The sequence below is a fragment of the Janthinobacterium sp. GW823-FHT03B06 genome (assembly GCF_058796955.1).
In genome coordinates this window covers 729,987-749,443 of record NZ_JBXAJE010000003.1, presented here as the reverse complement: position 1 = coordinate 749,443, position 19,457 = coordinate 729,987, and the positions used below count along the sequence as shown (strand labels likewise).

Genomic DNA, 19,457 nt, shown 5'->3' with positions numbered 1-19,457 from the left:
CCCTGCGGACGCTGCGGCGAAGCCGTGATTATAAGCCAGGCCGCCGTTTCATTCAGCCGCGGGCGCCGGCGACAACAGCAATCTGCCCAATTTTTGTGCAGCGTGGCGCACCTGGGCCAGGCTCAGGGCCGTGTAACCGAGCAGCACGGCCGGCGCCAGCCTGGCGCTGTGGCAAAAGTCACCGAGCGGCTGCAGCGCCAGCCCGTCCTGCGCCGCGCGCGCGCAAAACGCCCGTTCGTCGCCATCGGGCGGCAGCCACAGCACGCAATGAAAACCCGCTTGCTGGCCGGAAATCGTGTAGCGCCCGGGCGCCGTCTGCTCGAGGCAGGCCAGCAGCAGGTCGCGCCGCTCCTTGTAGGCCAGCCGCGCCTGGCGCAGATGGCGCACGAAAGCGCCTTCTTCCATCCAGGCGGCCAGCGCCAGCTGTTCCGTCACGCCCACGGACCTGCCCGTCAATTGCACGATGCGCAGCAGTTGCGGGCGCAAGGCGGGCGGCAGCACCATGAAGCCCACGCGCAGGCCGGCAAACAGGGTCTTGTTGAAACTGCCGCAATAAATCACGCGCTGGTACTGGTCCAGTGCCTTCAGGGCCGCCAGCGGCGCGCTGTGGTAATTGAATTCGCTGTCGTAATCGTCTTCCACCACCCAGGCGCCGCTGTCGTTCGCCCATTCCAGCAAGGCCAGGCGGCGCGTGACGGACATGGTCACGCCCAGCGGCGACTGGTGCGCCGGCGTCACGTAGGCGAGGCAGGCGTCCGTGTGCGCAGCCAGGACGGCGCAATCGATGCCCCCGGCATCGACGGCAATGTCCACGGGCACGGCGCCGGCCAGGGCGAACAGGGCGCGCGCAGCCGGATAGCCCGGTTCTTCCAGGCACACCTTGTCGCCATCGCGCACGATGCCGCGCGCCAGCAAGTCGATCGCGTGGCGGATGCCGGTGGTAACGACAATGTCTTGCGGGTCGCAGCGGATGCCGCGGTACTTGGCGAGGAAGTCGGCGATCTGCTGGCGCAGCTGGGGCAGGCCGGCCGGATCGGCGCTGCACAGCTGCTCCGGCGTGGCGGCCGCCAGCGCCCGCGTGGCGCACTTGGACCAGGCAGCCATGGGAAACAGGCTGGCGTCGGCACGCCGCGCCACGAAGGGCAAGCCGTCGCGCACACCCGTGTCCAAGGCAGGCGCGGGCACGCTGGCCGGCGCGGCCGGGGCGGTATCTGCAAATCCTGCCATCAAAAAGCGCTCCGGCACCACGGCGCACACGCGCGTGCCGGAACCGGGCACGCGCGTCACATACGCTTCCGCGTGCAGGCGGTCGAACACGGTTTCGATGGTGCCGCGCGACAACTCCCACCGTTCGGCCAGGGTGCGGCTCGATGGCAGCCGGCTGCCCGCCGGCAGCATCTTCGTCAGGATGGCCGAGCGCAGCGCTTCATACGCGCCATCCTGCTTGTTGACGCCTGCCTTGTCGAGCCAGCTGGTGGGACGAGGCAAGTCCAGGGCGTGCGGTGATTTTCCTCGCGGCATGATGATCGTCCAAGTGGTCCAATAAGTTTTCTGATGAGTGGCACTTCGCATTACACCACAACCAACCTACTCTCACCGTTCCGGTGCGCCAGCGGGGCGCACCCTTGCAAGGATCGTATAAAACAATGCAGAAACACATCGCTTTATGGGCCTGGGGCGGCATCGTGCTGCTGCTGGTCTGCCTGTCGCGCATCAGCATCGACATCTATCTCCCTTCGCTGCCGGCCATGGCCGATGCCCTGCATGCCAGCGATGCCCAGTTACAACTGACCCTGAGCCTGTTCATGGCCGGCTCCGCCGCCTCGATGCTCGCCTGCGGGCCGCTGGCCGACCGCTACGGACGCCGACCCGTGCTGCTGGCCGGCACGGGCATTTTTGTGCTCGCCAGCATCGTCTGCACCTTCACCAGCGATGTGCACGTGCTGATCGCCGCGCGCGTGCTGCAGGCGTTCGGCGGCTGCAGCGGCACCATCATCGGCCGGGTCATGGTGCGCGACCGCTTCGACCCCGCCACGCAGGCGCGCATGCTGGGCAGAATATCGATGGCGATGGGTTTGTCGCCGATCCTGGCGCCGCTGGCCGGCAGCGTGCTCGACGCGGCATTCGGCTGGCGCGCCGTATTTGGCGTGCTGTGCCTGCTGGGTGCGCTGTCGCTGTGGCTGATCGCCGCCTGGGTGCCGGAAACCAGGCCGGCCAGCGTCGTACCACAGGGCAATACCCTGGCGCTGTACTACCGCCTGCTGGGCGACAGATATTTCCTGCGCTATGCGCTGGCCATCGGCTGCGTGTATTGCACGTATTTCCCCTTCATCGCGGAATCGTCCGTGCTGCTGCAAAGGGGCATGCACCTGTCGCCTGGCGCGTATGCGCTGGTGTTCGGGCTGACGGTGAGCGGCTATATCGCGGGGTCGAGCCTGTTCCGCGCGCTGGGACCGCGCCTGGGCGCCGATCACATGCTGGGCGTGGCTGTGCTGCTGAATGTGGCGGGGGCGGCCAGCCTGTTGCTGGCGGGGACGTTGGCGCCGCAGCATGTGGCGTCGCTGGTGGCGCCCATGCTGCTGGTGATGGTGTCGGTAGGCATGGCGATTCCCGCCTGCCAGCTGGCCGTGCTGCAGCCGTATGGCACCCAGGCGGGCAGCGCCTCGGGCCTGTTCTTCTTCGTGCAGATGGCCATCACGGCCGCCTGCGGCGCCGTCATCGCCGCCATCACGGACGGCAGCGAAAAACCGCTGCTGTGGGTGACGGCGGCGGCCAGCGGCGCCTTTGCCGCCGTCTGGCTGCTCACGAAGAGCCGGGCCAGCGTGGCGGCAGCCAGCCTTACATGACGATCTTGACCATCGGGTGGCCCGACAGCGCCATGTACAGGGCGTCGAGCTGCTCGCGGCTGATGGCGCGCACGGTCACGGTCAGGCCCGTGTAATTGCCTTTGCCCGATGGACGCTCTTCCATGCGGCCCGCATGGAAGGTCGGGTCGTGGCTGATGACCAGCTCGAGCATGGTCGGCGCGAAATCGACATGCGTCGGACCCATGATCTTGATGGGAAAGTCGCTCGGATATTCGATCAGCGATTCGCTGGGAGGAATCGTCACTTCGGTCGGTGGGGTGGTTTGCATGGGAAATCCAATCAGTGCCGGTCAGAACAGGCAGCGCTTATCGCGCGGCGGCTGCATAAAGGCGTATTGTAGCCAACTTTGGCAGCGCCTGCGCCGGCCGCCATGGCCCCAGGGGCGCGGAAAAAAAAAGCCAGCTGGGTAAGCTGGCGAAAACTATTTCGTTTGGACAAAATAGCCGGAAAAGTCGATGCTGTCACTTGGAGGATAAGCAGTGGCCGTACTGTAGCCAAACCACGGCAGCTTTACCTCCGGTATGTGACGAACTGCGCATTTCGCGGCTTGAACGTCGATACGGCGCGACAGACGGCACGGCCGTCAGCGCTCCACTTCCTGCATCCGGCCATTGCGGCCGGGACCGCCGCGCTCGTTGTTGCGCTCAATGTTGCGCTCATTGTTGCGTTCACGGGGCGGATTGGGACGCTCGGCGCTGCGCGCTTCCTGGGGCGGACGGGCGGCAGGAGCCGGCATCGGCGGCGGCGCGGGCCGCGGCTGTGCCACCGGCGGCGGCGCAGGCAGGGATGGCGGCGGCGCCGTCTGCAGCACCTCGCGGCGGGGGCCACGCTCGGCGCGGGGCCAGTCGGCGCGGGGCCGCTCCTCGCCACGCCAGCCGGGACGGGCCGCATGGTCTTGCACAGGTGGCAAGGCCGGCATCGCCGGCATCACGGGCTGTTGCGGCACGGGCGGCTGCTGCGATTGCGCCGGCACGGGCGGGCGGTTCGGCTGCATGGGATGCGGCGCCAGGTGCGTCTGGCCGTCGTCCGTCTGCAGGCGGCCAGGGCGGCTGCCCCAGTCGCGCCGGGGCTCCCGGTCGCCGCGCGGCGCCTCAACGGGACGCTGCCAGTTGCCGGCCGGTGCAGGCGCGGTGCTCAACGGCAAGCTTTGCATGACGGGCGGCGGCATGGTGGTGCGGTTGCGGCGCGGCACGTCGACCGTGCGCGAGGCGCCAAAACGCTCGCCCGGCAGCATCGTCATGCCTTCGCGCCGTTCGCGTTCGCCCGCCACGAAACGGCGCCCTTCGGCGACGCGGTTGATGCGGCGTTCATAGTCCGCGCTGGCGCGGTAGCCGGGCACGTAGCGGTCGTGCGGCGACAGGGGGAACCAGCCGATACCGGGTCCCGGCCGCTGGCCGTGCTGCTGCCCATGGTTGCCGCCGACCCAGCCCACCAGGGCCGGCGCCCACGGCACGCGGCCGCGCTCGCGGCCCGGCGCCCAGCCCCAGCGGTGGCCCAGCAGCACCCAGCGGCCGTAGTGCGAGGGCGCATAGCCCCACGGCGCATTGTCGACCCAGGTCCAGCCCCACGGCGCGATCCACGTCCAGCGCCCGTCGCTGTACGGCGCCCAGCCGGCCGGCACCGCGCTGGGCAACCACAGGGGCCCGTATTGTGCGTCTTCCTGCCAGGCGCCGTAGCGGTCCAGCTCTTCATAGCCGGTGGTATCGTCCGTGACATAGCGCAAGGCCGGCGCGGCGGCGGGCAAGGCTTCGGGCCAGTGGTCGAACGCCACGCGCTGCACGGCGCCCGTGCGCAATTCTTCGTCCGTCAACTCGGCGCGCTTGCCGGCACGCAAGGTCACGCTGCCCGTCGCGCCATCCACGTCGGCCGCGCCGTCGAGCACGCTGACGACGCTGGTGCCGGGCTGGCGTCCCGCCTCGATGCGCACCCAGCCCGGCTGGGTCAGGATCACACGGGCCTGGGCCGTGGTCAGCTCGAAGCCGCGCAGCGCGTCCGGGTTGCGCACGCGCACGCTGACCGTGCCATAGCTGAGGTGCAATTTGAAACTGTCGTCATCGAGTTCGCTCACTTCCAGCTCGGAATCGCCATCGAGGCGCACGGCGGCCGCGCCCACGCGAAATTCCGCCAGCGCACCGCGCAGGGTGCTCAAGCGGTTATCCGTCGTGACGGGCCAGTTCAAGAGGGCGTTTTGCGCGTCGCCATCGCCGGCGCGCACCAGCACTTGCCCTTCGACGGTGGAAATGCGGCCCACGCGGGCGGGCGGGTCCTGCGCCAGGGCGAAGGCGCACGCCGACGACAGCAGCACGGCGCACACGGTGCGCAGGAAGGGGAGAGTCAGGGTCGGACGCATGGCAGCGCTCCAGGCAGGACTTACAGGGATGATTGCTACCGATTACATCCGCATTCGACGGACCTCGCAAGCGGGCTTACAAATGTTTGCATATTGACTTCGTTCAGGATGCCGCCTGGCTGCCCCGCTTGACGAAGAACAGGGCCGCGCCGACGGCCATCAGCAAGCCGCCAAAGAAGCGGTTCTGCTTTTTCACGGCGCGCGCATCGCGGAAAAAACGCTGCATCGACGAGGCAAGGAAGGCGTAGCTGTGCATGACGATCTGATCGATCGTACACATGGTGACGGCCAGGATCAGCAGCTGCGGCAACAGCGGCGCTGCCGGGCTGATAAATTGCGGCAACACCGCCACCATGAAAATGATGCCTTTCGGATTCGTCACGTTGGTCAGAAAGCCCGTCAGCACGCGCCGGCCCATGGAAGGCACCACGGCGTCGGCATGCAGGTCGCCCGTGACGGCCACCTTGGCGCGCCATTGCGACAGGCCCAAATAGATCAGGTACAGGGCGCCCACCGTCTTGACGATATTGAACGCCACTTCCGAGGCCAGCAGCAGGGAACCGACGCCGGCGCCGGCGATGCCCAGCACCACCAGCAGCCCCAGCTGCAGGCCCAGAATCGTGGCGCTGGCCTTTTTCACCCCGTACGACAGGCCGTGCGACATCGACAGCACGGCGCCCGATCCGGGCGAGACGGCGATGATGGAAGCGGCGATGACAAAGGTGATCCAGGTGGCGAAGTGCATGCGGTGTCCAAAAAATGGTGACGATGAGCAATTTTAACCCGGTCGGTGCGGCCTTGCCGGCCCGCCCTGAGGTAAGATCGCAGTCACACACTTCCTTGCCGTACAACCAAGAATAACATCATGAAAAACAACACTTTCCTCGCTCCACAATTTCCTGCCGCTACCGTGGGAGCGCACTGAGATGGCCGGCTCCAGTCTGCTGGCCCTGCTCGACGACATCGCCAGCATCCTCGATGACGTTTCCCTGATGACCAAGGTGGCCGCCAAGAAGACGGCCGGCGTGCTCGGCGACGACCTGGCCCTGAACGCGCAGCAAGTGGCCGGCGTGCGCGCCGAGCGCGAACTGCCCGTCGTCTGGGCCGTCGCCGTCGGTTCGCTGAAGAACAAGGCCATCCTCGTGCCCGCCGCGCTGGCCATCAGCGCGTTTGCGCCGTGGGCCATCACGCCATTGCTGATGGTGGGCGGCGCCTACCTGTGCTTCGAAGGTTTCGAAAAGATTGCCCATAAATACCTGCATCCGGACGACAGCCACAAGGCCGAGCTGGCGCAGGCGCTGCGCGACCCGCAGGTCGACCTCGTCGCCCTGGAAAAGGACAAGATCAAGGGCGCCATCCGCACCGACTTCATTTTGTCGGCGGAAATCATCGTCATCGCGCTGGGCACCGTGGCCGCGGCCACCTTTGCCGAGCAGGTGGCCGTCGTCGTCGGCATTGCCATCATCATGACGGTGGGCGTGTACGGCCTGGTGGCCGGCATCGTCAAGCTCGATGACGCGGGCTTTTATTTGTCCGCGCGCAAGGGTGCGGGCGCGCTGATGGATGGCGTGCGCGGCTTGGGCCGCATGCTCGTGTCGGCGGCGCCGAAACTGATGAAATTCCTGTCCGTCGTGGGCACGCTGGCCATGTTCATGGTCGGCGGCGGCATCCTGACGCACGGCTGGCCGTGGGCCAGCGCCATGCTGCACCATGTGGAAGAAGCGGTGGGCAGCGTGGCCGGCATCGGCCCCGTGCTGGCCGCCGTCACGCCCAGCCTGATCAACGCGGTGGCCGGCCTGATCGCCGGCGGCCTGGTGCTGGCAGGCGTCACCGCCGTGTCCGCTTTGTTGCGAATGATCAAGCCAAGCAAATAAACTTTCTGGTCTGATGAGGCGGCAGGCGCATCCGTGCCTGCCGCCCCGGCCATGCCGGCGGCGCCCGCTGCCCATGGAGACCTTATGCAGACTTCCCCCGCCCCACGCCCCAGCAGCGCCTTTATCGGCGCGTCCTGGGCGGCATTGCTGATCGGCATCGTCACTTACCTGTCCGGCCTGTGGAACGCCAGCATGGCCCTCAACGAGAAGGGCTATTACTTCACGATCCTCGTGTACGGCCTGTTCGCCGCCATCTCGCTGCAGAAATCCGTGCGCGACCGCGCCGAAGGCATCGCCGTGACGGGGATTTACTTTGGCCTGTGCTGGATTTCCGTGCTGCTGGCCTTGCTGTTATTGACTGTCGGCCTGTGGAACGCCACCCTGCAAAACAGCGAAAAAGGGTTCTATGCCATGGCGTTTTTACTCAGCCTGTTCGCCGCTGTGGCCGTGCAAAAGAACGTGCGCGACGTGGCGCGCGCCACGCCGCTCGCGCCGCAGGACGTGGCGGGAACTTAAACGCCACCGCCCCGTCTATCTCCGTATCCATGTCGGGAGGGGATGATGGGCGACCAGCAGAAACGTTTGCAGATGGCACTGGAGGCGGCGCACATGGCCATCTGGGATTCGCGCATCGTCGATGGCCAGGTCATCGACGGCACGGTCAGCTGGTCGGCCAAGGGCGCTGCCTTGCTGGGCCTGGAAGAACGCGCGCTGACGCAGCCGTTCCGCGCCTTTCTCGACTGCGTGCACGCCAGCGACCGCGACAAGGTCATGACCGTGCTGCAGGACGGCGTGCGCCGGCGCGAAGGCTACGCCCTGCAATACCGCGTCGTCTGGCCCGACGGCAGCGAACATTGGCTGGCGGCCAAGGCGCAAATTTTCATGGATGCCGACGGGCATCCCGAACGCACCCTGGGCATCATCTGGGATATCACCGAGCACATGGAGCGCGAACTTCTGATCGCCGAAAGCAAGGAACTGGCCGAAGTGACGCTCAGCTCCATCGGCGATGGCGTCATCACCACCGATCCTCAGGGCAAGACGCGCTACCTGAACCGGGTGGCCGAGCAATTGACGGGCTGGAGCAACGAGCTGGCGCAGGGCCTGGACATCTGGGAAACCCTCAAGCTCGTCGATGAACACACGGGTGCGCCGCTCGAACACGTGGCCATCAAGTGCTTGCGCCAGCGCCAGGCCATCGGCATTTCCACGCATGCGCAGCTGGTCACGCGCGAAGGGCGGCATATCGCCGTGGAAGACTCGGCCGCGCCCATCTGGTCGCGCGACGGCGAGATCCTCGGTGCCGTCGTCGTGTTTCGCGACGTCAGCCACGAACGCAAGCTGAGCCAGCAGCTGTCGTGGCAAGCCACGCACGACGCCCTGACGGGCCTGATCAACCGGCGCGAATTCGAACATCTGGTGGCCGGCGCCCTGCACACGGCCAAGCAGGACGGCCACACGCATGCGCTGCTGTACCTGGATCTGGACCAGTTCAAGGTCATCAACGACACCTGCGGCCACGGCGCCGGCGACGTGCTGCTGCAGCTGCTGGCCAAGATGCTGCAGGGGCGCATGCGCGACAGCGACATCCTGGCGCGCCTCGGCGGCGACGAACTGGGCGTGCTGCTGCCCCACTGCCCGCTCGACCATGCGCGGCAGATCGGCGAACAGCTGCGCCAGTCCATCCGCGATTTCCGCTTCGCCTGGGATAACCGCAGCTTCGAGCTGGGCGTGAGCATCGGCATCGTGGAAATCAACCAGGACAGCAAGTCCATGAGCGAGCTGCTGAGCGCTGCCGACCAGGCTTGCTACCTGGCCAAGGAGCAGGGCCGCAACCGCATCCATGTCTACCAGGAATCGGACGTCATGCTGGCGCAGCGGCATGGCGAAATGCTGTGGATTTCGCGTCTGAACGAAGCGTTCGCACACGATTATTTCCGCCTGTACGCCATGCCCATCGTGCACCTGCACGACCGCGAGGAACATCACGACGAAGTGCTGATCCGTATCCGCAACAGCAAGGGCGACCTGATACTGCCCGGCGCCTTCATTCCCGCCGCCGAACGCTACGACATGATGCTGCCCATCGACCGCTGGGTCATCCGCGCCGTCTGCGCGCATATCGAAAGCGTGCGCGACAGCCTGCCGCCGCTCGAGGCGCTGGCCGAAAGCCGGCGCCGCGCACCGGCCCTGTATTCCGTCAACCTGTCGGGCATGTCGCTGGCCGACACGGGCTTGCACGACTACATTACCGAGCAGTTCGTGCAATTCGCGATTGCGCCCGAGCAAATCTGTTTTGAAATCACGGAAACGGCCGTCATCGCCAACCTGCCCAAGGCGCAAGTATTCATGCGCCAGCTCAAGGCCATGGGCTGCCGCTTCTCGCTCGACGACTTCGGCAGCGGCTTTTCCTCATTCGGCTACCTGAAGGCCCTGCCCGTCGACTATCTGAAGATCGACGGCGTCTTCGTGCGCGACATCGCCACCAACGCCATCAACCGCGCCATGGTCAAGGCCATCAATGAAGTGGGCCACGTGATGGGCCTGCAAACGGTAGCCGAATACGTGGAAGACGAAGCCACCCTGGCCGTCATCCGCGAGCTGGGCATCGACTATGCGCAAGGCTACGCCGTGGGCGGCTTGCGGCCGCTGACGGCGGGCGTGGATTAGCGGCCAGGCTTCAGAGCTCGCAGGCCGGCGCCGCCGCCACGCACTGCGCATCGGGAAACGCGCGCACGCGGTAGCGCACCGGGTAGCAATCGATTTGCTCCATCAGGCCGCCGCCGATGGCTTGCGCCTCGTCCCACGCCAGCAGCTTGCTGCCGCTGCGCTCGCCATGCTCGTCGCGCACCTCGAGCGCCACGACATCGGTGCGCGGCAGCAAGGTATGCACGTCGCGGGCCCAGCTGCTCACGGAAACGACGCGCTCGCCCGGCTGCCGTTCGATCAGCAGGCAGCTGGCGACGAAGACATCTTCGCCCGTGCTCGTGTTGAGTTGCTCCCACTCTTCCTTCTGTTGGTTGTAGAGATCGGCGCGCACGATCGTCTGGAAACGCCGCAGCGCCGTGGCGACGGCCGCATCGGCCGGTTCGCAGGCGACAATTTTCCCGTCCCGCACGCCATACAGGGCGGTCGAGACCTGCCGCCCCTCGTCGCGCGCCAGTTGGTCGGCCAGGGCCACCATGGCCAGCTGTCCCGCCGCATGGTGCGACGACGCCAGCAGGAAGCGGCCGCGCGTGGGCACCATCACCAGCGGTTCGCCGCCTTCGCAGGCGCGGTACAGCAAGTCCGGCAGCAACAGGCGCGAAGAATCATAGGCGTCGTTCCAGTCGCCCAGCAGCAAGCCGTTGCCCAACGCGACGAAACTGTGCGCCGTGCGGTCGCGCAAATTGTCCATGGCCGCCGCCAGCGCCTGTTCGAACGTCACGCCCCACTGCGCCAGCGTAGCCTGGCCGATGGTGGCCATATTCGCTTCCGTATCGTAGGCCAGCATGACGACCGCATCCTCGCTGAAGTCCTGGCAGGCAGTGGCAAATGCCGGACGCTGCGGCTCGGTCTGCGCCAGCAGGCGCAGATGGTCGCCCTGCCGGCGGCTGCGCAGTACGGGCATCAGGCTGGCGCGGGCGTCGGCAAAGCTGGATGGCACGCCGGGAGCCGAGTAGATGCTCAGGTAGTGCTGCACGACGTGTGCCCGCTGCTTGCGCGGCGCGGCGCAATAGTCGCGGTAGGCATTGTCCAGATTGAAAACATGCCCGTCGTCGCTGCCCGACACGATGCGAAACTGTTCCCGTTCATAGCGGCTGTCGGATGCCAGGCCATCCTGGCCGATCTGCCGCAGGACGAGCTGCGCAAAGGCATCGCGCGAGGGAGGGCTGCGGAAAAAATCGAATAAACCCATGGGTCTCCTGAATCCAAAGAAAGCCGCCAAGGCAAATAGTGCCAATTAGCAAAAGAAATAGCCAATTTGGCACTATAAACGAAAAGCTGCCGAGACGAAATGGGACTGGCTTGAGAGCTGCGGCAAATTACCCGAGCCAATCTGGAGGATTTTGATCTACATCAATAAATTTGCGCAGGCGACTCCTTACACTAATCTCCATTCTTGCAATCGTGCAAGTCTTACTTACCAATTGCTCATTTAACCGACCAGGAAGCCGCGACCATGCGACAAAATTTGCCAGTGACTAACCGTGAAGTCCTCGTCCAGGACGACCAGGCCATCGTGTCGAAAACGGATATGAACGGCAATATCGTCTACGTGAATCCGTACTTCAGCCAGGTCAGCGGCTTCAGCGAGGCAGAGCTGCTCGGTTCGCCCCAGAACATCGTGCGCCACCCGGACATGCCGGCCGAGGCGTTTGCCGACCTGTGGGCGTCGATCCAGGCCGGCACGCCGTGGACGGGCCTGGTCAAGAACCGCTGCAAGAACGGCGATTTTTACTGGGTGCGCGCCAATGTCACGCCCATCCGCGAAGCGGGCAAGACCATCGGCTACATGTCGGTGCGCGTGAAGGCAGACAAGGACCAGGTCAAGGCGGCAGAGGAAGCCTACGCGGCCATCCGCAACAAGGAAGGCGGCAACATCGTCATCAAGCATGGCCAGATCGTGCGCCCGGGCCTGGCGCACCTGCTGCACAACCTGACGCACATGTCGCTCAACCTGCGCATCTGGGCCGCCACCTCCATCGTCAACTGCCTGCAGCTGCTGGTGTGCATCATCAGCCTGTTCGCCAGCGGCGGCAAGATCACCAATTACGCCATCTTCGGCGCCACCCTGTTCGGTTTCCTGATCAACGTCTTCCTCTGGTACACCTTGCGCATGTCCGTGCTCAAGCCGCTGGGCAAGGCTCTGAACGGCGCGCGGGCCATTGCCGCGGGCGACCTGTCGGGCAGTTTTGAAACGGACAGCACGGATGAAATGGGCCAGCTGCTGCGCGCGCTGCAACAGATGAACAGCAACCTGATCGCCACCATCCGCGACGTGCGCATCAACGTGGAAACCATGGCCGTGGCCACCAAGCAAATCGCCGTCGGCAATATGGACCTGTCGGGCCGTACGGAATCGCAGGCGGCCAGCCTGGAAGAGACGGCGTCGAGCATCGAGGAATTCTCGTCGACCGTGAAACAGAACGCGGACAACTCGGTGCAGGCGAATGAACTGGCCGTGGCCGCCTCGAAAGTGGCGGTGCAGGGCGGCGAGATCGTTTCCGAAGTGATCACCACCATGGACGACATCAACACCTCGTCAAAGAAGATCGTCGACATCATCGGCCTGATCGAAGGCATCGCCTTCCAGACCAACATCCTGGCCCTGAACGCGGCCGTGGAAGCGGCGCGCGCCGGCGAGCAGGGCAGGGGCTTTGCCGTGGTGGCGGGCGAAGTGCGCAACCTGGCGCAGCGCTCGTCCGTGGCGGCCAAGGACATCAAGCAACTGATCGAAATTTCCGTCGGCAAGGTGGGCGCCGGCATGCTGCAGGTGAACCGCGCGGGCGCCACCATGGAGCAGGTGGTCAGCTCCGTCAAGCAGGTGACGGCCATCATGCAGGAAATTTCCATCGCCTCGCGCGAGCAGAGCATCGGCGTCGACCAGGTCAACCAGGCCATCGCCCACATGGACCAGGTGACGCAGCAGAACGCGGCCCTGGTGGAAGAAGCCGCCGCGGCCGCCACGCGCCTGGCGGAAGAAGCAGCCAGCCTGTCGCAAGCCGTGAGCCTGTTCAATTTCGGCAAGATGCCGCCACCGCGCCGCGTCGCCATGCCCGGCGGCAAGGGCGGCGCCGCGAACGCCGGCAAACCCGCCATGAAACGCCTGGCCGCCTAAACCTTTCAAGACATCAAAACACATCATGCCTACACTCCTCAGCAGTGCTTCCGCCGACCTGGACGCCGTCGTCGAATTCGACCCGGTCATCATCGGCAAGATGAGCCAGTCCGGCCCCCGCTACACGTCGTATCCGACCGCCGACCGTTTCAGTGCCGACTTTGGCTACGGCAATTTCCTCGAAGCGCTGGCCGCCCTGCGCATGCGCGGCGGCCGCCGTCCGCTGTCGCTGTACGTGCACGTGCCGTTCTGCGACACCCTGTGCTACTACTGCGCCTGCAACAAGATCATCACGAAAGACCGCAGCAAGGCCGCCACCTACCTCAGCTACCTGAAACAGGAAATCGCCATGCAGGGCAAGCTGTTTGCCGGCATGAACCAGATCGAGCAATTGCACTTCGGCGGCGGCACGCCCACCTACCTGAGCGAAAAGCAGATGGACGAGCTGATGGCGCACCTGCGCCAGCATTTCGAGTTCGCTGCCGATGAAGACGGCGAATATTCGATCGAGATCGACCCGCGCACCGTGTCGCGCGAGCGCGTGTTTTCCCTGCGCGCGCAAGGCTTTAATCGCATCAGCCTGGGCGTGCAGGATTTCGACGCGGACGTGCAAAAAGCCGTCAACCGCATCCAGCCGGAAGCGGAAACGGTGGCCATCATGCAGGCGGCGCGCGACGCCGGTTTCCGCTCGATCAGCATCGACCTGATCTACGGCCTGCCCAAGCAAAACCTGGACACGATGACGGAAACCTTGCGCAAGGTGATCAACGCCAGCCCCGACCGCATCGCCCTGTACCACTACGCGCACATGCCGCACCTGTTCAAGCCGCAGCGCCGCATCCTCGACGCCGACATGCCTGACAGCGCCACCAAGCTGGCCATGCTGGGCCTGTGCATCGCGCGCCTGACGGCCGCCGGCTATGTCTACATCGGCATGGATCATTTCGCCAAGCCGACGGACGACCTGGCCGTGGCGCAGCGCCAGGGCCGCTTGCACCGCAATTTCCAGGGCTATTCCACGCGCGCGGAAGCGGACCTGATCGCCTGCGGCGTGTCGGCCATCAGTTCCGTCGGCGCCGTCTACAGCCAGAATGAAAAGACGCTCGACGCGTACTATGAAAAGCTCGACGAAGGCGTGCTGCCGATCGCGCGCGGCATCAAGCTCGATACGGACGATTTATTACGCCGTATCATCATCCAGATGCTGATGTGCAATTTCGAATTGTCGATCGCCACCATCGAGCAGGCACACCCCGTGAAATTCCGCAGCTACTTCGCCACGGAACTGGAAAAGCTGCGCGAACTGGCGCGTGACGGCTTGCTCGTCATCGAGGAAGACTGGCTGACGGTGACGCCGAAAGGGCGCTTGCTGATCCGCAATATCTGCATGGTTTTCGACCGCTACCTGACCATGGCGCGCGCCAACGCGGCGCCGGACGCGGTGCAGCCGCTGCGCTACTCGAAAACGGTGTAACACCGCCCGATGGACGCCCTCAGCCTCGTGCCCATGTTCCTGGTCGGCCTGGCCGGCAGCGTGCACTGCATCGGCATGTGCGGCGGCATCGTGGGCGCCCTGTCGATCAGCGGCGGTGCCGCTCCCGCGCCAGCGCGCCCGGTGATCGCCATCGCCGTGGCGCGCCCGGCATTGCAGACAACCGTGCAGGCCAATGTGCTGCGCGTGCTGGCCTACAACGGCGGGCGCATAGGCAGCTACATGCTGGCCGGCGCCCTGGCCGGCAGCCTGGCCGGCGCCGGCATGCTGCACATGGCGTCACTGCAAGTGGCCGGCTACTGGCTGGCCAACCTGATGCTGGTGGCGTTGGGCCTGTACCTGATGGATGCCTGGCGCGGCCTGGCCCGCCTGGAAGCGGCGGGCAACGTCGTCTGGCGCCGCGTGCGTCCCCTGCTGAAACCGCTGATGCCCATGGATACCCCTCTAAAAGCGCTGGCCGTGGGCGGCCTGTGGGGCTGGGTGCCGTGCGGCATGGTCTACAGCGCGCTGCTGACGGCCATGATGCAAGGCTCGGCCCTGAGCGGCGCGGCCACGATGGCCGCCTTCGGCCTGGGTACCCTGCCCACGTTGCTGGGCATGGGACTGCTGGGCACGCGCCTGCGCGCACAGATGCAGCGCCGCCCCGTGCGCATCGCCAGCGGCTTGCTGGTGCTGGGCTTTGGCTTGCTGGGCCTGCTGCGCGCCGCGAATGGCGTCTCGCTGGGCTGGCTCGACGCCCTGTGCGTCACGGGCCATCCATGAAAAGACGCATGAAAACAAACTTATGAATGCAGTTTTACAACCCTCCGCCTGCTTCCATTGCGGCTTGCCCGTGCCCAGCGGCTCGAGCTGGCACGTCACCATCGACGACGTGCCGCGCGCCATGTGCTGCCCCGGCTGCGAAGCGGTGGCGCAAACCATCGTCGACATCGGCCAGAGCGCGTATTATCGCGACCGCGACGAATACGCCGTCAACGCGGCTGACGCCACCATGGTGCCGCCCGAACTGCGTTTGTACAGCAATGACGACGCGCAATTCGCGCGCGACGCCAGCAGCTGCGAAGCGACCCTATCTGTCGAAGGCATCCGCTGCGCCGCCTGCGTCTGGCTGATCGAACGTCAATTGACGCGCCTGCCAGGCGTGCAGGCGGCCAGCCTGAACGTCGCCACGGAGCGCCTGTACGTGCGCTGGAGCCGCGCGCAGTGCGAGCCGGGCGACATCCTGCAAGCCGTGCGGCAAGTCGGTTACACGGCCTATCCGTATGATGCCGTGCGCCATGGCGAACGCCTGCAAAAAGCCAGCAAGACGCTGGGCCGCCAGCTGTTCGTGGCCGGCCTGTCGATGATGCAGGTGATGATGTACGTGGCACCCGCCTACCTGGCGGCCGAAGACGGCACGCTGGACGACAATATGGCCAGCCTGATGCGCTGGGCCAGCCTGCTCTTGACCCTGCCCGCCATCTGCTATTCGGCCATGCCGTTTTTCCAGGGCGCCTGGGCCAGCCTGCGCGCGCGCACCCTGGGCATGGACGTGCCCGTGGCGCTGGGCATCCTGGCAGCGTTCTTCGGCAGCGTGGTGGCAACCTTTACGGGCCGCGGCGAGGTGTATTACGACTCGGCCACGATGTTCATTTTTCTACTGCTGTGCAGCCGCTATTTCGAGCTGCAGGCGCGCCGCAAGGCCGCCTCGGCCCTCGAGCGCTTGCAGCACGCCTTGCCCGCGTCCGCCTCGCTGATGGCGGGCTTTCCCGACAACCGCGCCACCACCCTGGTGCCGGCCGGCAGCCTGGCCGTCGGTGACATCATCCTCGTCAAGCCGGGCGAGGCGATCGCCGCCGACAGCGTCATCATCGAAGGCACGAGCGCGCTCGATTTATCGCTGCTGACGGGCGAGAGCGCGGCGCAGCGCCGCAAACTGGGCGAGCGGGTGCCGGGCGGCGCAATCAATGCCAGCGCGGCACTGATCTTGCGCGTACTGAAACCGGCGCGCGAAAGCACCTTGTCCGACCTGTTGAAGCTGATCGAGCGGGCCGGCAGCGGCAAGCCGCAGATCGCGCAGTGGGCCGACAAGGTCGCCGCCTGGTTCGTGCTGGGCCTGCTGTTGTTCGCCGTCGCCGTGTTCGCCTTCTGGAGCTGGCACGATCCGTCGCAGGCGTGGCCCGTGGCCATCGCCGTGCTGGTCGTGTCGTGCCCCTGCGCGCTGTCTCTCGCCACGCCGACGGCGCTGGCGGCCGCCACCGACAGCCTGCTGCGGCGCGGCGTGCTGATCGTCCAGCCGCACGTGCTGGAAACCCTGCACCGCGCCACCCACATCGTCTTCGACAAGACGGGGACATTGACCCTGGGCCGCCCCGTGCTGAAACAGATCGAGGGCCTGGACGGCATGACGGAAGACGACTGTCTGCAGGTGGCCGCCGCGCTGGAGGCGGGCAGCGCCCATCCGCTGGCACAGGCGATCCTGGCAGCAGCGGGAGAAACGCCGCGCACGCATGCGGAAAACCTGCAGGAAGTGCAGGGCCAGGGCCTCGAAGGCATCGTCGACGGCGTGCGCTACCGCCTGGGCAATGCGGCCTTTGTCGCCGCCATCGCGGGTCCGCCGCTGGGCGACACGGCCGTCGGCATGCAGGGCATGACGCCGCTATACCTGGGCACGCAGGGGCGCTGGCTGACGCGTTTCCTGCTCAGCGACGCGCTGCGCCCGGAAGCGCGCGACGTGGTCGCGTATTTCCACCGGCACGGCAAGCAAGTCGTGCTGCTGAGCGGTGACCAGGAAGCGCTGACGCAAAGCGTGGCGGCGGAGCTGGGCATCGCCACGGCGTGCGGCGAATGCCTGCCCGATGAAAAGCTCGATTTCGTGCAGCAATTGCAGGCGACGGGCGCCGTGGTGGCGATGGTGGGCGACGGCATCAACGACGCCGCCGTGCTGAGCGGTGCCGACGTGTCCTTCGCCATGGGCTCCGGCGCCGCGCTGGCGCAAGCGCATGCGGACACGGTGCTGCTGTCGAGCCAATTGGTCTCCGTGCTCGACACGGCCAAGACGGCCGCGCGCAGCATGCGCATCATCCGCGAGAACCTGGGCTGGGCCACGCTGTACAATCTGACGGCCATCCCGGCCGCCGCGCTGGGCTTTTTAAACCCCTGGCTGTCCGGCGTCGGCATGGCTGCCAGCTCGGCGGTCGTCATCGCCAACGCCCTGCGCCTGCGGAAAGCCTGAACATGGAAGCACTGTATCTCCTCATCCCCCTGAGCGTCGTGGTCGTCTTCATCGCCCTGTGGGTGTATTTCACGGCCTCGGACAGCGGCCAGTTCGACGACCTCGTCGGACCGGGCCTGCGCGTGCTGCAGGACGACGATACGACGGTCAAGCCGGCGCCCGGCGAACCGCATCCCTGACCTCACCGCCCGGCCGGCGTCCCGCACGCCATGGCCGGCGCGTCTGCTCCACATGCCCTTTTTGCAGGGATCTTGTACGGCTTTTTTGATCGAAATATCACTTTATTTCGATGCCAGTTCGCTACGCTTATTTCATCCGGGGAATTTTGATCCACATCAAAGTTTTTTCGCGGTCAAACACTTACTCTCTGGCCACCATCATAAATAGTAATTCCAGGGAGAGTCTTTGTGGATCAATCGCTGAACTATAACTACAAGATCGTGAAGCAATTCGCGGTCGCTACTGTGGTATGGGGCATCATCGGCATGCTGGTTGGCGTTATCATCGCCGCTCAGCTGGCCTGGCCTGCCCTGAACCTCGACATACCATGGCTGACATACGGACGCTTGCGTCCGCTGCACACGAATGCGGTGATTTTCGCCTTCGGCATCTGCGGCCTGTTCGCCACCTCGTACTACGTCGTGCAACGCACCTGCCAGGTGCGCCTGTTTTCCGACAAACTGGCCGCCTTTACCTTCTGGGGCTGGCAAGCGGTAATCCTGTGCGCGGTCGTCAGCCTGCCCATGGGCCTGACCCGCGGCAAGGAATACGCCGAGCTGGAATGGCCTATCGCCATCCTCATCGCCGTCGTCTGGATCGCCTACGCCATCGTCTTCTTCGGCACCCTGATCAAGCGCAAGGTCAAGCACATCTACGTGGCCAACTGGTTCTTCGGCGCCTACATCCTGGCCGTGACGATTTTGCACGTGGTCAATGGCGCCGTCATGCCAGCCTCGTTCACCAAGTCGTATTCCGCGTATGCGGGCGTGCAGGACGCCATGATCCAGTGGTGGTACGGCCATAACGCGGTGGGCTTCATCCTGACCGCCGGCTACCTGGGCATGGTCTACTACTTCATCCCGAAACAGGCCGAGCGCCCCGTGTACTCGTACCGTTTGTCGATCGTCCACTTCTGGGCGCTGATCTTCACCTACATGTGGGCGGGCCCGCATCACCTGCACTACACGGCATTGCCTGACTGGACGCAATCGATCGGCATGGTCTTCTCGCTGGTCCTGCTGGCGCCAAGCTGGGGCGGCATGATCAACGGCATCATGACCCTGTCGGGCGCCTGGCACAAGCTGCGCACCGATCCGATCCTGAAATTCATGATCGTCTCGCTGTCGTTCTACGGCATCGCCACCTTCGAAGGTCCGATGATGTCGATCAAGACCATCAACTCGCTGTCGCACTACACCGACTGGACCGTTGCCCACGTGCATGCGGGCGCCCTGGGCTGGGTGGGCTTCATCACCATGGGTTCGATCTACTACCTGCTGCCGCGCCTGGCGGGCCGCACGCAGATGCACAGCACGCGCCTGGTCGACGTGCACTTCTGGGTGGCCACCATCGGCATCGTGCTGTACATCGCCGCAATGTGGATCGCCGGCGTGATGCAGGGCCTGATGTGGCGCGCGGTCAATCCGGACGGCACCCTGACCTACACCTTTGTCGAGAGCGTGAAAGCAACGTATCCGTACTACGTGGTGCGCGTGGCCGGCGGCCTGCTGTACCTGTCGGGTATGTGCATCATGGGCTACAACACCTGGATGACTCTGCGCGGCAGCAAACTCCCCGTCGCCCGCATTCCGGAACTGAACGCGGCGCACGCCTGATAGG

The 19,457-nt window shown here is 65.5% G+C and carries 15 protein-coding genes; 10 read left to right on the top strand and 5 right to left on the bottom strand.

The window, feature by feature from the left end; genetic code table 11:
- Positions 1-48: 48 nt before the first annotated feature.
- On the bottom strand, positions 49-1,521 hold the full coding sequence (gene pdxR, locus AC1RBA_RS14430) for a MocR-like pyridoxine biosynthesis transcription factor PdxR (protein ID WP_492418748.1): 1,473 nt from the start codon (positions 1,519-1,521) through the stop codon (positions 49-51).
- A gap of 125 nt (positions 1,522-1,646) precedes the next feature.
- Here pdxR and AC1RBA_RS14425 point away from each other — a divergent pair, with 125 nt between their 5' ends.
- Positions 1,647-2,846 carry a multidrug effflux MFS transporter gene (locus AC1RBA_RS14425; protein ID WP_492418747.1) on the top strand — a complete coding sequence of 400 codons (1,200 nt, stop codon included), beginning with the start codon at positions 1,647-1,649 and terminating at the stop codon, positions 2,844-2,846.
- On the opposite strand, the gene AC1RBA_RS14420 is transcribed toward AC1RBA_RS14425, so the two are convergent.
- From AC1RBA_RS14420 to AC1RBA_RS14410, 3 genes are all read right to left on the bottom strand, one after another.
- Positions 2,839-3,135, bottom strand: a complete 297-nt coding sequence (locus tag AC1RBA_RS14420) for a DUF493 family protein (protein WP_070257888.1) — start codon at positions 3,133-3,135, stop codon at positions 2,839-2,841. The genes AC1RBA_RS14425 and AC1RBA_RS14420 overlap by 8 nt on opposite strands.
- Positions 3,136-3,450: 315 nt before the next feature.
- Positions 3,451-5,217, bottom strand: coding sequence for a DUF6600 domain-containing protein (locus AC1RBA_RS14415; RefSeq protein WP_492418746.1), 1,767 nt, complete (start codon positions 5,215-5,217; stop codon positions 3,451-3,453).
- 103 nt (positions 5,218-5,320) lie between these two features.
- Positions 5,321-5,962 carry a LysE family transporter gene (locus tag AC1RBA_RS14410; RefSeq protein WP_070223237.1) on the bottom strand — a complete coding sequence of 214 codons (642 nt, stop codon included), beginning with the start codon at positions 5,960-5,962 and terminating at the stop codon, positions 5,321-5,323.
- Positions 5,963-6,143: 181 nt separating this feature from the next.
- On the opposite strand from AC1RBA_RS14410, the gene AC1RBA_RS14405 reads away from it, so the two are divergent.
- The 3 genes from AC1RBA_RS14405 (at position 6,144) to AC1RBA_RS14395 (ending at position 9,761) form a co-directional block, all read left to right on the top strand.
- The gene (locus AC1RBA_RS14405; protein ID WP_492418744.1) at positions 6,144-7,091 is read left to right on the top strand and encodes a DUF808 domain-containing protein; all 948 of its coding nucleotides are present in this window, start codon (positions 6,144-6,146) and stop codon (positions 7,089-7,091) included.
- 84 nt (positions 7,092-7,175) lie between these two features.
- Positions 7,176-7,607, top strand: a complete 432-nt coding sequence (yiaA, locus tag AC1RBA_RS14400) for an inner membrane protein YiaA (protein WP_230504440.1) — start codon at positions 7,176-7,178, stop codon at positions 7,605-7,607.
- Between the two features lie 72 nt (positions 7,608-7,679).
- Complete coding sequence (locus AC1RBA_RS14395; protein WP_227742158.1) at positions 7,680-9,761, top strand: EAL domain-containing protein; 2,082 nt, start codon at positions 7,680-7,682, stop codon at positions 9,759-9,761.
- A gap of 10 nt (positions 9,762-9,771) precedes the next feature.
- Here the strand turns inward: AC1RBA_RS14395 and AC1RBA_RS14390 are convergent, their stop codons facing one another.
- Positions 9,772-10,989, bottom strand: a complete 1,218-nt coding sequence (locus tag AC1RBA_RS14390) for a DUF1444 domain-containing protein (protein ID WP_070312674.1) — start codon at positions 10,987-10,989, stop codon at positions 9,772-9,774.
- Between the two features lie 264 nt (positions 10,990-11,253).
- On the opposite strand from AC1RBA_RS14390, the gene AC1RBA_RS14385 reads away from it, so the two are divergent.
- From AC1RBA_RS14385 to ccoN, 6 genes are all read left to right on the top strand, one after another.
- Positions 11,254-12,912 carry a methyl-accepting chemotaxis protein gene (locus tag AC1RBA_RS14385; protein WP_070223242.1) on the top strand — a complete coding sequence of 553 codons (1,659 nt, stop codon included), beginning with the start codon at positions 11,254-11,256 and terminating at the stop codon, positions 12,910-12,912.
- 25 nt (positions 12,913-12,937) lie between these two features.
- Complete coding sequence (gene hemN, locus AC1RBA_RS14380; protein WP_099408217.1) at positions 12,938-14,386, top strand: oxygen-independent coproporphyrinogen III oxidase; 1,449 nt, start codon at positions 12,938-12,940, stop codon at positions 14,384-14,386.
- A 9-nt stretch (positions 14,387-14,395) separates the two neighbouring features.
- The gene (locus tag AC1RBA_RS14375; RefSeq protein WP_230504434.1) at positions 14,396-15,166 is read left to right on the top strand and encodes a sulfite exporter TauE/SafE family protein; all 771 of its coding nucleotides are present in this window, start codon (positions 14,396-14,398) and stop codon (positions 15,164-15,166) included.
- A 22-nt stretch (positions 15,167-15,188) separates the two neighbouring features.
- Entirely contained in the window at positions 15,189-17,618 is a 2,430-nt protein-coding gene (locus AC1RBA_RS14370; RefSeq protein ID WP_070312676.1) for a heavy metal translocating P-type ATPase, read from the top strand.
- Positions 17,619-17,620: 2 nt separating this feature from the next.
- Positions 17,621-17,797, top strand: coding sequence for a cbb3-type cytochrome oxidase assembly protein CcoS (ccoS, locus tag AC1RBA_RS14365; RefSeq protein ID WP_046681774.1), 177 nt, complete (start codon positions 17,621-17,623; stop codon positions 17,795-17,797).
- Positions 17,798-18,025: 228 nt separating this feature from the next.
- The gene (gene ccoN / locus AC1RBA_RS14360) at positions 18,026-19,453 is read left to right on the top strand and encodes a cytochrome-c oxidase, cbb3-type subunit I (RefSeq protein ID WP_046681775.1); all 1,428 of its coding nucleotides are present in this window, start codon (positions 18,026-18,028) and stop codon (positions 19,451-19,453) included.
- Positions 19,454-19,457: the final 4 nt, after the last annotated feature.